This is a genomic window from Streptomyces sp. LZ34 (assembly GCF_053890475.1).
The window spans coordinates 9,731,486-9,744,952 of sequence record NZ_CM132680.1 but is presented as its reverse complement, the minus strand read 5'-3'; the positions used below and the strand labels follow the sequence as shown (position 1 = coordinate 9,744,952).

The window sequence follows — 13,467 nt, the reverse complement described above, 5'->3', positions numbered from 1 at the left end:
GTCCAGGTGGCGGGGGGTCGGGCGGCGCGGCCCGTACGAGCGGGCAGGCTACCGCCCGACCCCGTCAGCGACCGCGCAGGCGGCGCACCAGGATGCTCGCGTCGCCGCGCGACTCGAGGTCGGCGAGGACGACCGCGACCGCCTCGCGGACGATCCGGCCGCGGTCGACGGCGAGCCCGTGCTCGCCGCGCAGCACGAGCCGGGCGTGCTCGAGGTCCATCAGCTCCTCGGCGGAGACATAGACCGTGATCTTCTCGTCGTGGCGCTCGCGGCCGCTGGGGCGGCGGTTGGCCGCGCGGCTGCGGCGGCGGGACGGGCCCGCCTGGGCCGGCGCGGACGGGCCTTCCTGCGGCTGGCGGCCGCCCCGCCGCTCCCCGCCGCCGGCCGGGCGGCGGTCGCCGACGGCGTCGGGGCGGGCGGCGGTCTCCCGGCCGCTGTGCTCGGCCGTGCCGGACTGCTCCGCGTCCTCCGTCGCCCGTCGCTCCCCCGGGCCGCCCTCGGCCCCGTCAGCGGCCGTGTCGGGGTCACTGGCGGGGGCGGGCACCCGCGCCTCCCCGCCGTTCTGGCGGCGGGAGGACGCGGGGGAGGACGACTGCAGCGCCATTCCTCCGGTGGTGCGGAACAGTTCGTCGGCTCCCGGCAGACTCACTCGGCGTGACACCGGGCGAGCACCTCCCTGGCGAGCTGGCGGTAGGCGGCGGCACCGACGGAGTTGGACGCGTACGTGGTGATCGGCTCACCCGCGACCGTGGTCTCGGGGAAGCGGACCGTGCGGCCGATGACCGTGTGGTAGACGTGGTCGTCGAACGCCTCGACCACGCGGGCCAGGACCTCACGGCTGTGCACGGTGCGCGAGTCGTACATCGTGGCGAGGATGCCGTCCAGTTCGAGCTCGGGGTTGAGCCGCTCCTGGACCTTCTCGATCGTCTCCGTGAGCAACGCCACACCGCGCAGGGCGAAGAACTCGCACTCGAGCGGCACGATCACCTTGTGCGCCGCGGTGAGCGCGTTCACGGTGAGCAGGCCGAGCGAGGGCTGGCAGTCGATGACGATGTAGTCGTAGTCCGCCATCAGCGGCTTGAGCGCGCGCTGCAGGGTGGACTCCCGGGCGACCTCGCTGACCAGCTGCACCTCGGCGGCCGACAAGTCGATATTGCTGGGCAGCAGGTCCATGTTCGGCACGGCCGTCTTCAGCAGCACCTCGTCGGCCGCCATGCCCCGCTCCATGAGCAGGTTGTAGACCGTGAGGTCGAGCTCCATCGGGTTGACGCCGAGGCCGACCGACAGTGCGCCCTGCGGGTCGAAGTCGACGAGCAGGACCCGGCGTCCGTATTCGGCGAGGGCCGCGCCGAGGTTGATGGTGGAGGTGGTCTTGCCGACGCCGCCCTTCTGGTTGCACATCGCGATGATCTTCGCGGGGCCGTGGTCGGTCAGCGGTCCGGGGATCGGGAAGTACGGCAGCGGTCGCCCGGTGGGGCCGACGCGTTCGCGTCGCTGGCGGGCCGCGTCGGGCGCGAGCGTGGCCGCGTACTCCGGGTCCGGCTCGTACTCGGCGTCCGGGTCGTAGAAGTGCCCGTCGGGGAGGTCGTCGTAGGCGGCGAAGCGGGCGGGATCCATGCCCCCCCGGTCGCCGGCCATGGCGTTCACGTGATGGCCGTCCATGCTCTGACTCTGGTGGGCTGTCGTCATGTTCTGGTGCGTGGCGAAGGTGCGGACAGCGACAGAGCCGACAGCCTCGAGCCCCGCGGGACCCTGGGCCCGCGCAGCCGATCCTGGTTGACCACCCCCGGGAGAAAATGTCGACTCATTCACAAGTCGTCCTACCTCCTTGGTGACCAGGAAATTTCTAGATAGGTCAGCGTGACACCATGCCGACGGTTGGCGACTCTATGGCGTGTCGGCGGTTCGCAGCAACACAATCCACCGGACACGGCACGATGTGTCGGCAATCGAACACCGCGCTGTCAAGGGCGTATGGGGTGCGAAGCGAGGATTCCTCGACGGGCAAAGCGTCTGAATAGTTACTTTTAGGGCGAGTTGGCCGAGCGGCCTGTCAATCGCGTTACGGGTCGTATCGGACACATCAACGGCCGGACCCCGCCCTACGGCAAGACCCGGCCGGATGCCCGTTATTGACCTGTTGTTGACGGTCGACGTTGACCGCTCACCCGGCTTCAGCCGACCAGCGAGCTCAGTTCGACGGTCGACAGGCCGTGCGCCTCGGCGACCGGGCCGTAAACGACCTCCCCCTCATGGACGTTGAGCCCCTTGGCCAGCGCGGCGTCCCGGCGCAGCGCGTCCCGCCAGCCGCGGTGGGCCAGCTCCACGATGTACGGCAGCGTGGCGTTGGTGAGTGCGTGGGTGGAGGTGCTGGGCACCGCGCCCGGCATGTTGGCCACGCAGTAAAAGACCGAATTGTGCACCACGAAGGTCGGCTCGGCGTGGGTGGTGGGCCGGGAGTCCTCGAAGCAGCCGCCCTGGTCGATCGCGATGTCGACAAGTACACTTCCGGGCTTCATCCGGGAGACCATCTCGTTGGTGACCAGCTTGGGCGCCTTGGCCCCGGGGATGAGCACCGCGCCGATGACGAGGTCGGCGGCGAGCACGGCCTTCTCCAACTCGTAGGCGTTGGAGGAGATGGTCTGCACCCGATTACCGAAGATCTTGTCGGCCTCGCGCAGCTTGTTGATGTCCCTGTCGAGCAGGGTGACGTGAAAACCCATGCCGAGGGCGATCTGCGCGGCGTTCCAGCCGGAGACGCCGCCGCCGATGACCACGGCCCGGGCCGCGGCCACGCCCGGCACACCGCCGGGCAGCACCCCGCGCCCACCGGCCGACCGCATCAGGTGGTACGCGCCGACCTGCGGCGCGATCCGGCCCGCAACCTCGGACATCGGCGCGAGCAGCGGCAGCGCGCGGTTCGCGGTCTCGACCGTCTCGTAGGCGATGGCGGTGGTGCCGGACCCCAGCAGCGCGTCCGTGCACTCCCGGGAGGCGGCCAGGTGAAGGTAGGTGAAGAGGGTCTGGTCCTTGCGCAGCCGGTGGTACTCCTCCGCGACGGGCTCCTTGACCTTGAGCAGCAGGTCGGCCGTGGCCCAGACATCGTCCGCCGAGCCGAGGATGCTCGCGCCGGCGGCGGTGTACTCCTCGTCCGGGATGGAGGAACCGAGGCCGGCCCCCCGCTCCACGAAGACCTCATGGCCGTCGCGGACCAGCTCATGCACACCGGCGGGGGTGATGGCCACACGGAACTCGTTGTTCTTGACCTCGCGGGGGATGCCGACCTTCACGTCGATCACGGTCCTTGAATCAGGGGGATATCCGGGTTTTAAGCAGACAAACCGGAATGCGTCCGCATGCCGGAGATGGCCGCAACAATCGCGGTACAGCCAGTCTAATGAAGGATGCCGCGCTGTCCAGCCTTGCATTGCAACAAGCTTTAGCTGATCCGCTACTGATTTCGTAGGTCACTGCGCCTGCTCAGCTGCCTTCGGCCCCCGCCCCACTGCCGCCCTGTTCTCTCCCCGCCCCACTGCCGCCCTGTTCTCTCCCCGCCCCACTGCCGCCCTGTTCTCTCCCCGCCCCACTGCCGCCCTGTTCTCTCCCCGCCCCACTGCCGCCCCGTTGTCGCGCCGCCAGCCGCCGCGCGGCGCGCCGGTGCGCATCCGCCGCCGCCGGGTCGCCGAGCCGGTCCAGGGCGTCCGCGGCCCGCAGCGCGCCCTGCGGATTGCCCGCCCGGCGGAACGCGGCCCCGGCCGCCCGCCAGGCGCGCAGCGCCTCGCCCCACTGCCCGGTGCGGGACTGGACCGTGCCCAGCCGCTCGTACAGCCGCGCCTCGCCGATGCGGTCGCCGCGGGACAGCCGCAGCTGGAGCGCCCGCCCGTACCAGTCGGCCGCCCGGTGCCAGTCCCCCAGGTCCTCGTAGGTACCGCCGATGGACTCCAGCGAGCGCCCCGTGGTGTACGGGTCGCCCGCCTCCCGGGCCGCGTCCAGCGCGTGCTTGTAGCGGACCAGCGACTCCTCCACCCGGCCCGCGCGCGCGTCCAGGTCGCCCAGGTTCAGCAGCGCCGCGGCCTCCTCCACCGGCAGATCGCGGCGGCGGGCCACATCGAGCACCAGCCGGTGCAGCCCGTACAGCTCCGGGGCGGCCTCCTCGGCGCCGCGGTGGGCGCCGAGCGCATGCGCCAGGCCCGCCACCAACCGGCGCGCCAGCGTGTCGAGCCCGCCGTCCTCGACGGCCAGCCGGGCGATCTCCAGCAGCACCGGCAGCCGCGACTCCAGCCAGCCGGCCGCGGCCGACGACGACGCGAACCTCAGCGGCCTCGGCATTCCGGCCAGCTTCTTGCGGGCGGGTGAGCCGGGCGGCTGGGCGGCCAGGCGGCAGGCGTGCAGCTGCCGTACGGTCCGCTCCAGCATCCGGGCCCCGGCCAGCTCCACCTCGGCCGGGCGCTCCTGGGCCCGCAGCGCCGCGCGCAGCATCGGGTCGAGGCAGCCGGGCACCTGGTACCGGCCCTCCGCCAGCGGGCGCAACAGCCCGTGCGCGACGAAGCCCTCCAACGCGGCCTCCGCGTCCGAGAACGAGCAGCCGGCCAGCGCGGACGCTATCTGCGCGTCGGCCCAGCCGCCGGGCGCGAGCACCAGCAGCCGCAGCAGCCGGGCGGCGGCCGGCGGCAGCGCCTCGTACGCCAGCCGGAAGGCGCGGGCCAGCGGGCGCGCGCCCCGGTCCTGGTCGCCGACGGTCGGCGGCAGCTCGAGCAGCCGCTTCACCGCGTCGGCGACCGACGCCTGGGGGCGCGCCGCCAGCCAGCCGCCGACCAGCACCAGCGCGGCGGGCTGGCCGCCGCACTCCTCGACCAGGGACTGCGCGGCCACCGGGTCGCAGGTGATTCGGGTGGTCCCGGCATACTGCGCGAGCAGCCCGATGGCCGCGCTCACATCGAGCCCGCCGAGCGTGCACGGCCGCACGTCCGGCACCCCCGTCAGCGGGCCGCGCGAGACGGCGACGACCAGGCTGTCCGGCGCGTCCGGCAACAGCGCGTCCACCTGCTCGGCGCCGGGCGCGTCGTCGAGCAGCAGCAGCACGCGCTTCCCGGCCAGGGCGTCGCGCAGCGCCTCGCAGAGTTCGTCCTCGTCCGCCCCTGCCTGGACGGACACCCCGAGCACGGCCAGCAGTTCGCGGGCGGTCCGCTCGAGGGGTACGGGATCGCCTCCGGACGTGGCCAGCCGCGCGCGCAGGACCCCGTCGGGGTACTCCTCGGCCAGCCGCCGCACCAGCTCCTCGGCCAGCGCGGTACGGCCCGAACCGGGGCGGCCCGCGATCAGCAGCACCCGGCTGCGGGGGGCCTTGCGGCCGGCGAGGGTGTCCAGGCCGGCCCGGTCGATGTCGGCCCGCAACGACAGCAATTCGCGCCGCCGCCCCGCGAAGCCGCTCCCCACGGACGCCGCCGCCGCGAACAACACGGCCCGCGTCGCGCCGCTCCACAGCCCGCCGGCGTCGTCCTGCGGCCCGGCGGGGGACTCGGCGCGCCCGGCGGGGGACTCGCCACGCCCGGCTGCGGCAGGAGGTTCCGCGCGCCCGTCGGTCTGGAGCGGCGGGGCGGCGCGGCGGGGCGCGGGCGCGGGCGCCGACGCGGGACAGGGCTGGGGTGCGGGACGGGGCTGCGGTTCGCCGACAGGCGGCGGCAGCCGCTTCCGGGGAGTCGGCCCCCCATCGGTGTCGACCACCTGCTCCGCCACTGGGCCCCATCCCCGTCCACCTGCGCGTACGAGCCCGCCGCGGGTGCGGTCGGGAGTCACTCCGAGCGTAGTTCACCGCGCGTCAGCACTTCGGCACTCCCGGCCGATACGGCGGGGGGAAAATCACCTGATCGGATGCGCGGATGTTCGGATCGGGGCGGGCTCCCGGGGTTGGTTGTGGCTACGCCTCGAAGGGGCGGGCCGGCCAGGGCGCGTCCGCCGGGCGCAGGGACTCGAAGCCGCCGCCGGTCTGCGCGGCGTGGGCCGCCAGGACACCGGCCGTCAGGCAGGTGTTGTGCAGCTCGCCCGCGAGGATGCCGACGATCAGTTCGTCGAGGGGGACGCGGGCGAGCTCCATGTCCGCCTCCTCGTGGTCCGCCTCGTAGCGCTCGCCCTCGGCCTCCGAGATCCCCCGGGCCAGGAAGATCCGTACGGCCTCGTCGGAGCCTCCCGGCGAGGTGTAGACGTCGGTGAGCACGCGCCAGTCCTCGGCCTTGACGTGCGCCTCCTCGTACAGCTCGCGCTGCGCCGCGTGCAGCGGGTTCTCGCCGGGGATGTCGAGGAGGCCGGCCGGGATCTCCCAGAGCCGCTGCCGCACCGGGTGGCGGTACTGGCGCACCACGATGACGCGGCCGTGGTCGTCGAGGGCGAGGATGGCGACCGACCCGGGGTGGACCTGGTAGTCGCGGGTCGTCCTGGAGCCGTCGGGCATGACGACCTCGTCGGTGCGCACGCTGGTCTTGTTGCCGGTGAACGGCGTGGTGGTGGCGGTGACCTGCCATTCCTCGGGGGTGTCCTTGATGCGCATGCTCGACTCAGCGTCCTCTCGTCAACGAACGGCCCGGGAACGTACAAGGGGGCCTGGGCGGGGCGGCGCGAGCCGCTCCCCGCCCAGGTCAACCGTATCCCTCAGGCCTTGGCGCGCTGTCCGGCCGCCGGAGCCGCCTGCGCGGCGGGCTGCGCGGATTGCCCGGAGTGTCGCGCCACCGCGGCCTTCACCAGGCCCGCGAAGAGGGGGTGCGGGCGGGTGGGTCGGGAGCGCAGCTCCGGGTGGGCCTGGGTGCCGACCAGGTACGGGTGCACCTCGCGCGGGTACTCGACGTACTCGACCAGCTTGTTGTCGGGCGAGGTGCCGGAGAAGACGAGGCCGGCCTTCTTCTCCAGCTCGCCGCGGTAGGAGTTGTTGACCTCGTAGCGGTGGCGGTGGCGCTCCTCGACGTACGGCTGGTCGGCGTAGACCTCGCGGACGATCGAGCCCTCGGCGAGTTTCGCCGGGTACATGCCCAGCCGCATCGTGCCGCCCATGTCGCCCTCGCCCGCGACGATGTCCAGCTGCTCGGCCATGGTGGAGATCACCGGGTCGCTGGTGGCGGGCTCGAACTCGGTGGAGTTGGCGCCCTCGATGGCCGCCAGGTTCCGCGCGGCCTCGATGACGATGCACTGCAGGCCCAGGCACAGGCCGAGCAGCGGGATCTTGTTCTCGCGGGCGTAGGTGATCGCGCCGACCTTGCCGTTGACGCCGCGGTCGCCGAAGCCGCCCGGGACGCAGATCGCGTCGACGTCGCCGAGCTGCTGCCGGGCACCGGCGGCGGTGCGGCAGTCGTCGGAGGTCACCCACTTGATCTTGACGCGGGCGTTGTTGGCGAAGCCGCCCGCGCGCAGCGCCTCGGTGACCGACAGATAGGCGTCGGGCAGGTCGATGTACTTGCCGACCAGGGCGACGGTGACCTCGTGGTCGGGCTGGTGGACCCGCTTGAGCAGGTCGTCCCACTGGGTCCACTCGACATCGCGGAAGGGCAGGTCGAGGCGGCGCACGACATAGGCGTCCAGGCCCTCGGAGTGGAGCACCTTGGGGATGTCGTAGATCGACTTGGCGTCGACGCAGGCGACCACGGCCGCCTCGTCGACGTCGCACATCAGCGAGATCTTGCGCTTGATGGAGGTCGGAACCTCGCGGTCGGCGCGCAGCACGATCGCGTCGGGCTGGATACCGATGTTGCGCAGGGCGGCGACCGAGTGCTGGGTGGGCTTGGTCTTGAGCTCGCCGGAGGGGCCGATGTACGGCAGCAGGGAGATGTGCACCACGAAGACGTTGTCCCGGCCGACCTCGTGGCGGACCTGGCGCACGGCCTCCAGGAAGGGCAGCGATTCGATGTCGCCGACGGTGCCGCCGACCTCGGTGATCACGACGTCCACGTCGTCGGTCGCCATCCGCCGGATGCGGTGCTTGATCTCGTTGGTGATGTGCGGGATGACCTGCACGGTGTCGCCGAGGTACTCGCCGCGCCGCTCCTTGGCGATCACGGTGGAGTAGACCTGGCCGGTGGTGACGTTGGCCGAGCCGTCGAGGTCGACGTCGAGGAACCGCTCGTAGTGGCCGATGTCCAGGTCGGTCTCGGCACCGTCGTTGGTGACGAACACCTCGCCGTGCTGGAACGGGTTCATGGTGCCGGGGTCGACGTTGAGGTACGGGTCCAGCTTCTGCATCGTCACGCGCAGACCGCGCGCCTTGAGCAGGGCACCCAGGCTGGAGGCGGTCAGGCCCTTGCCGAGTGAGGAAGCGACACCCCCGGTGACGAAGATGTGCTTGGTCGTCGTGGGCTTAGCGGCAATGGCCAAGAGGGGGCTCCCGTGGTCGCGAGGTGAGGGTGCGAGGTCCGGCGACCGCCCCGGTATTCCGGGGGCGCCGTGCATGAGGTTCGGGGGTTTTGCGCCCACCGCTCCACGGGCTACCAGGGTATCAGTGCCGATCCGCGGCCGCTGGGGGCACGTCTCCGCAACCGCTCGAACACCTTGCGTGACCTGGCCACCCGATCGGCCGCCGGGATCCGAGCCACGATGTGGGACGCCTCAAGCGGATCACTGTTCTCCGTCGTATCCTGCTCGGACGCAATGCTGCGAGCCGACCGGCAAGGGACCACCACGCCCTCGGAACAAGCGCTCGTCGAGAACTTCCAAGACCGTGGAGAATGGCCTTCCGGGGCACCACGGCCGTTCGAATGGGGATAGTACGTGGCCGGGCGTATCGAGGACTACGCACTGATCGGTGATATGCAGACCGCCGCCCTGGTCTGCAGAGACGGCACGGTCGACTGGCTTTGTCTGCCGCGCTTCGATTCGCATGCCGTCTTCGCCGGGCTGCTGGGCACTGAGGAGCACGGCTTCTGGCGCCTGGGGCCCGCGCAGGCCGCGGGCAGCACTCCTCCTCCGGCCGCCGACCGCCGCCGCTACCGAGGGGACTCGCTGGTCCTGGAGTCGGAATGGGACACCCCGCGCGGCACGGTCCGCGTGATCGACTTCATGCCGCCCCGCGACGGGGCCCCGCAGCTGGTACGGATCGTCGAGGGCGTGAGCGGCCGGGTGCCGATGCGCTCGGCCCTGCGGATGCGCTTCTCGTACGGCTGGGTCGTGCCGTGGGTGCACAAGATCGACGCGCGGACGGTCGCCGTCGCCGGACCCGACTCGGTGTGGCTGGACACCGAGACCGACACCTACGGCAAGGACCTGACCACCTATTCGGACTTCACCGTCGCCCCCGGCGACCGGATCGCCTTCACCATCAGCTGGCAGCCCTCGCATAAGGAGCCGCCCGCGCTGCCGGACCCGGAGGGCGCCCTGGAGGCGACCGAGGTCTTCTGGCGCGAGTGGGTCGAGCAGTGCACGTACCACGGCCCCTACCGGGACGCGGTGGTCCGCTCGCTGATCACGCTGAAGGCGCTCACCTACGCCCCCACCGGCGGCATCGTCGCCGCGCCCACCACCTCTCTGCCCGAGGAGATCGGCGGCGTCCGGAATTGGGACTACCGCTACACCTGGCTGCGGGACGCGGCGATCACCCTGTCCTCACTGCTGCGCACCGGCTACCGCGAGGAGGCGCGCGCCTGGCGCGAGTGGCTGCTGCGCGCGGTCGCGGGCGACCCGGAGAACCTGCAGATCATGTACGGCATCGCGGGTGAGCGCGAGCTGGGCGAGGCCGAGCTGTCCTGGCTCCCCGGCTACGAGGGCTCCCAGCCGGTCCGGGTCGGCAACGGCGCGGCCGGCCAGCTCCAGCTGGACGTCTACGGAGAGGTCACCGAGGCGCTGCACCTGGCGCATATGACCGGCCTGGCCCGTAACGACTACGCGAGCGTGCTCCAGCTGAAGCTGATCCGCTACCTCGAGGAGCACTGGTACGAGCCGGACGAGGGCATCTGGGAGGTGCGCGGGCCGCGCCGGCACTTCGTGCACTCCAAGGTGATGGCCTGGGTCGCGGTGGACCGCACCGTCAAGCTCATCGAAGCGGGCGACGTGGACGGGCCGTTGGAGCGCTGGCGCGAGCTGCGCGACGAGATCCACCGGGATGTGTGCGAGAAGGGCTACGACCCCGAGCGCAACACCTTCACCCAGTCCTACGGCTCCCGGGAGCTGGACGCCTCCCTGCTGCTGATCCCGCAGATGGGCTTTCTGCCGCCGGACGACAAGCGGGTCATCGGGACCATCGAGGCCATCCAGCGGGAGCTGTCCACCTCGGACGGCTTTGTGCTGCGCTACCCGACAGCCGGCGAGGACGCGGGCGTGGACGGCCTCGAAGGCGACGAAGGGGCCTTCCTGGCCTGCTCCTTCTGGCTCGCCGACGACCTGGCGATGATCGGCCGGGTCGACGAGGCGCGCAAGCTCTTCGAGAAGCTGCTCTCGCTCCGCAACGACCTGGGGCTGCTGGCGGAGGAGTGGGACCCGCGGCTCCAGCGGCAGGTGGGCAACTTCCCGCAGGCCTTCAGCCATGTGCCGCTGATCGACACGGCGCTGCGGCTGACCGCGTCCGGGGCGTACGGAGGGTAGGCCCGGCGCGTCCCCGAGCATGGCGTCACAGGGGCCCGGGCCGCATGCGTGCATGTGGCCCGGGCCCCTGTGACGCCCTGTGAGGTCTCAGAACGGGGTCAGGGTGAGCGTGGCGCCCGTCGGCGCGGTGTCCTGGATGTACGACGCGAAGTCGGCGACGTCGTCGAAGGCGAAGCCGTACGCCTTGCCGTCGGCGGTCGCCGTGTGCATGGCCTTGGCGTAGTGGTTGGTGACCTGTGGGGTGTAGAAGGCGGACGGGTCGGTGGTCGGCTGGGCGGGCGTGTTGTGCAGGGTGGTGCGGTTGAGGCCCGCGCCGAGGATGGCCGCGACCGGCCCCGTCGTCCCGTCGTTGGGCGCGGCCAGCGCGCCGTCGCAGAAGAGCACGTCCCTGGTGGAGGGGATGTTGAAGGCCACGGAGGCGGGGCCGGTGAAGGACAGCCGCCCGCCGCTCACCCGGCCGGTGAAGGTGCCCGCGTTGGTGGTGACCTTCAGGTCCTTCGCGGCGTAGGCGGCCCAGACCTCGTCGATGTAGGCGGCCAGGTAGTCCTTGGCGAACAGCCCCGCGTCGAGGCCGTGTCCGGGGGCGATGACCCTCAGCTTGTCGCCGAGGACCAGGGGCGCGAAGGCGTCGACCGCGGCGAGGTCGGAGAAGACCTTGGCGCGGGCGCCGCTCTTGAGAGTGCCGGTGGTCTGGTCCTTGGCCCCGGTGAGGCGGATCGACAGCGGCACGCTGAACATGTCGACCATGGTGGTGTTGCAGAACATCCCGGCGGAGTTGAAGGTGAACTCCGCGCAGTCGTGCAGGACGTCGTAGTTGGGATCACTGGACACCCAGCCCGCCGGGTACTGCAGAGCCGCGTTGCCCGCGCCGTCGGTGACCGCCTTGAACTTGAGCTTGGAGCCGAGCGCGACATAGATCCGGCCGGACATGTTGGGCAGGGTCAGTTTGGTCTCCCCGCTCGCGGCGAGCGGGATGGCGTAGTCCGTCCAGCCGTCGGGTCCGTTGTCGGAGAGCGCGATGGGCGCGACCCTGCCGTCCGGGGCGACCCGGACCTGCCGGCCACCCTCGTTGCCGACGATGTAGATCCATATCGACGAATTGCCGAACTGACCGGTCTTGTTGACGACCGTGAGCGGCATCGTGGCGGCGCGCTCCGCCCCGTCGGCCCGGCCGCCCGTGAGGGTGAGGCCCGAACCGGCGGCGGCAGCGGCGGCGGCGAGGCCGCCGAGCAGCTTCCTGCGGCTGATCGTCCCGCTCTTTGTCCTGCTCATGACATGTACTCCTCGGCTTCGTGGGGGGTTTGCCGGGATATGGAGGGGCAGTGGGGGGTGACGGGAACCGTCGCCGTGAGAGCGCTCTCCCGCTCCTTGCCCTGCACCCTGCCCATCAGCAGCCCCATGCGTCAAGCACTTCGGCGCCTCAGACCCGAATTAGGTCTGTACCAATTAGGTTTGTACCAATTCGTCGTAGATGCTGAGGACATGGGCGACCGTGTCGTCCTCCGTCGGCCAGCCCGCGGTCCGCGCCCGCCCCGCCGCGGCCAGCTCCACCCGGCGCACCGGATCCGCGAGCAGCCGGATCACCGCGCCCGCCAGGTCCTCCGGCACCCCGTACGGCACGAGTTCGGCCGCCTCCCCCACCAGCTCCGGCACCCCGCCGACCGCCGTGGCCACCAGCGGCACGCCCGCGTGCAGCGCCTCCTGCGCCAGCAGCGACCGCGCCTCCCACCGGCTGGACAGCACCGCGACATCGGCGGCCGCCAGCAACGAGGGCACATCGTCCCGGCGGCCGAGCAGCCGCACCGGCAGCCCCTCCGCGTCGATCCTGCGCTGGAGCACGGCCCGGTCCGGCCCCTCCCCCGCGACCGCCAACAGCGGCTGGGGGTCCAGCGCGCGCCACACCCGGGCCGCGTCCAGCAGCGGCCCGAAGCCCCGGTCCATCACCAGCCGGCCCACGGCGAGCAGCAACGGCCGCTCCACGGCGCCCAGTTCGGCCCGCACCTTCTGCCGCCACCCGTCCTCCCTGGGCCGCGTGGAGCTCGGCGCGGGCACCGCGACCGGCGCGAGCCGGGCGTCGCGAGCCCCCCGCGCGCGAGCCCGGTCCACCAGGTCCGACGACGCGCCCAGCACGATCGCGGCGTGACGCGCCACCCTGCGCTCCATGAAGCGTACGGCCTGGGCCCGCGCGCCCTCGGCGTGCGGCTTGGTGTGCCAGGTGACGATCAGCGGCACGCCCCGGCCGTGCAGCGCCAGCACCGCCAGCAGCCCGGACCGCAGTCCGTGCGCGTGCACCAGCCCCGCCCCGGCGCCGGCCGTGCGCAGCGTCGCGACGGCCCCCGCGTTCGTACGGGCGTCCAGTCCGGCGAACCACGCGCCCGCCTGCGTGAATCCGTACCCCCGCTCCGCCCGCCACGGCCCGCACACGGTCACCCGCAGCCCGCGCGCCACCAACCCGGCCGTCAGCGACCGGACATGCACCCCGCTGCCGGAACTGCCGCCGCCGAGCACTTGGAGGGCGTGCAGGGGCGGCTGCCCCCGCGGGTTTCCGTGCGGCGGGGCCGGTGTGCTGCTCACGGTGCTGCTGACGGTGCTGCTCACGCGGGAGGGGCTCCTGGGAGGACGGCGTTCGGACGGGGGTCCCAGGGGCCTGTGCCGGAAGTCCCGCCCGCCCTGCGGGCGAACGACGGGGCTTCCGACGCAGGGGCCCTGGTGGGGCGATGCGGGTGCACTCCGCCCAGGATGCCAGTCTTCGAGCCGCGCTCGGCGCCACGGCCCCGCCCCGGGCCCGCCGTTGGCTCGCCCGTACGTCCGTGGGTTCACCCGCACGGAGGGCATCGCCGACGGCCGGACCGCCCTCGCGGCCCCGCCGCGAAGGCCCGGCGACCGGGAGCACCCCGGCCGGCCCTGCCGACC

Annotated in this window: 9 protein-coding genes; 1 reads left to right on the top strand and 8 read right to left on the bottom strand. The window is 72.3% G+C overall.

Annotated elements, in window-relative coordinates:
• Positions 1–64: 64 nt before the first annotated feature.
• The 6 genes from ACWY4P_RS41950 to ACWY4P_RS41925 form a co-directional block, all read right to left on the bottom strand.
• On the bottom strand, positions 65–661 hold the full coding sequence (locus ACWY4P_RS41950) for a hypothetical protein (RefSeq protein WP_456206067.1): 597 nt from the start codon (positions 659–661) through the stop codon (positions 65–67).
• The gene (locus tag ACWY4P_RS41945) at positions 646–1,812 is read right to left on the bottom strand and encodes a ParA family protein (RefSeq protein WP_456206065.1); all 1,167 of its coding nucleotides are present in this window, start codon (positions 1,810–1,812) and stop codon (positions 646–648) included. Before ACWY4P_RS41945 ends, ACWY4P_RS41950 begins: the two co-directional genes overlap by 16 nt.
• Positions 1,813–2,174: 362 nt before the next feature.
• Entirely contained in the window at positions 2,175–3,290 is a 1,116-nt protein-coding gene (gene ald, locus ACWY4P_RS41940; protein ID WP_456213238.1) for an alanine dehydrogenase, read from the bottom strand.
• A 190-nt stretch (positions 3,291–3,480) separates the two neighbouring features.
• Complete coding sequence (locus ACWY4P_RS41935; protein WP_456206063.1) at positions 3,481–5,736, bottom strand: tetratricopeptide repeat protein; 2,256 nt, start codon at positions 5,734–5,736, stop codon at positions 3,481–3,483.
• Positions 5,737–5,917: 181 nt separating this feature from the next.
• The gene (locus ACWY4P_RS41930) at positions 5,918–6,544 is read right to left on the bottom strand and encodes an NUDIX domain-containing protein (RefSeq protein WP_456206061.1); all 627 of its coding nucleotides are present in this window, start codon (positions 6,542–6,544) and stop codon (positions 5,918–5,920) included.
• Between the two features lie 101 nt (positions 6,545–6,645).
• Complete coding sequence (locus ACWY4P_RS41925; RefSeq protein ID WP_456206059.1) at positions 6,646–8,355, bottom strand: CTP synthase; 1,710 nt, start codon at positions 8,353–8,355, stop codon at positions 6,646–6,648.
• Between the two features lie 432 nt (positions 8,356–8,787).
• On the opposite strand from ACWY4P_RS41925, the gene ACWY4P_RS41920 reads away from it, so the two are divergent.
• Positions 8,788–10,554: a glycoside hydrolase family 15 protein gene (locus ACWY4P_RS41920; RefSeq protein ID WP_456213237.1), complete on the top strand. Its 1,767-nt coding sequence runs from the start codon at positions 8,788–8,790 to the stop codon at positions 10,552–10,554.
• 87 nt (positions 10,555–10,641) lie between these two features.
• Here the strand turns inward: ACWY4P_RS41920 and ACWY4P_RS41915 are convergent, their stop codons facing one another.
• Together ACWY4P_RS41915 and ACWY4P_RS41910 are read right to left on the bottom strand one after the other, a co-directional pair.
• Positions 10,642–11,826, bottom strand: a complete 1,185-nt coding sequence (locus ACWY4P_RS41915) for a glycoside hydrolase family 64 protein (protein ID WP_456206057.1) — start codon at positions 11,824–11,826, stop codon at positions 10,642–10,644.
• A 174-nt stretch (positions 11,827–12,000) separates the two neighbouring features.
• Positions 12,001–13,152: a glycosyltransferase family 4 protein gene (locus tag ACWY4P_RS41910; RefSeq protein ID WP_456206055.1), complete on the bottom strand. Its 1,152-nt coding sequence runs from the start codon at positions 13,150–13,152 to the stop codon at positions 12,001–12,003.
• Between the last annotated feature and the right edge of the window lie 315 nt (positions 13,153–13,467).

What these genes read in the sequence shown, in the direction of transcription:
- ACWY4P_RS41930 (WP_456206061.1), bottom strand. Translation starts at nt 6,544, where the DNA reads ATGCGCATCAAGGACACCCCCGAGGAATGGCAGGTCACCGCCACCACC.
- ACWY4P_RS41920 (WP_456213237.1), top strand. Translation starts at nt 8,788, where the DNA reads ATGCAGACCGCCGCCCTGGTCTGCAGAGACGGCACGGTCGACTGGCTT.
- ACWY4P_RS41915 (WP_456206057.1), bottom strand. Translation starts at nt 11,826, where the DNA reads ATGAGCAGGACAAAGAGCGGGACGATCAGCCGCAGGAAGCTGCTCGGC.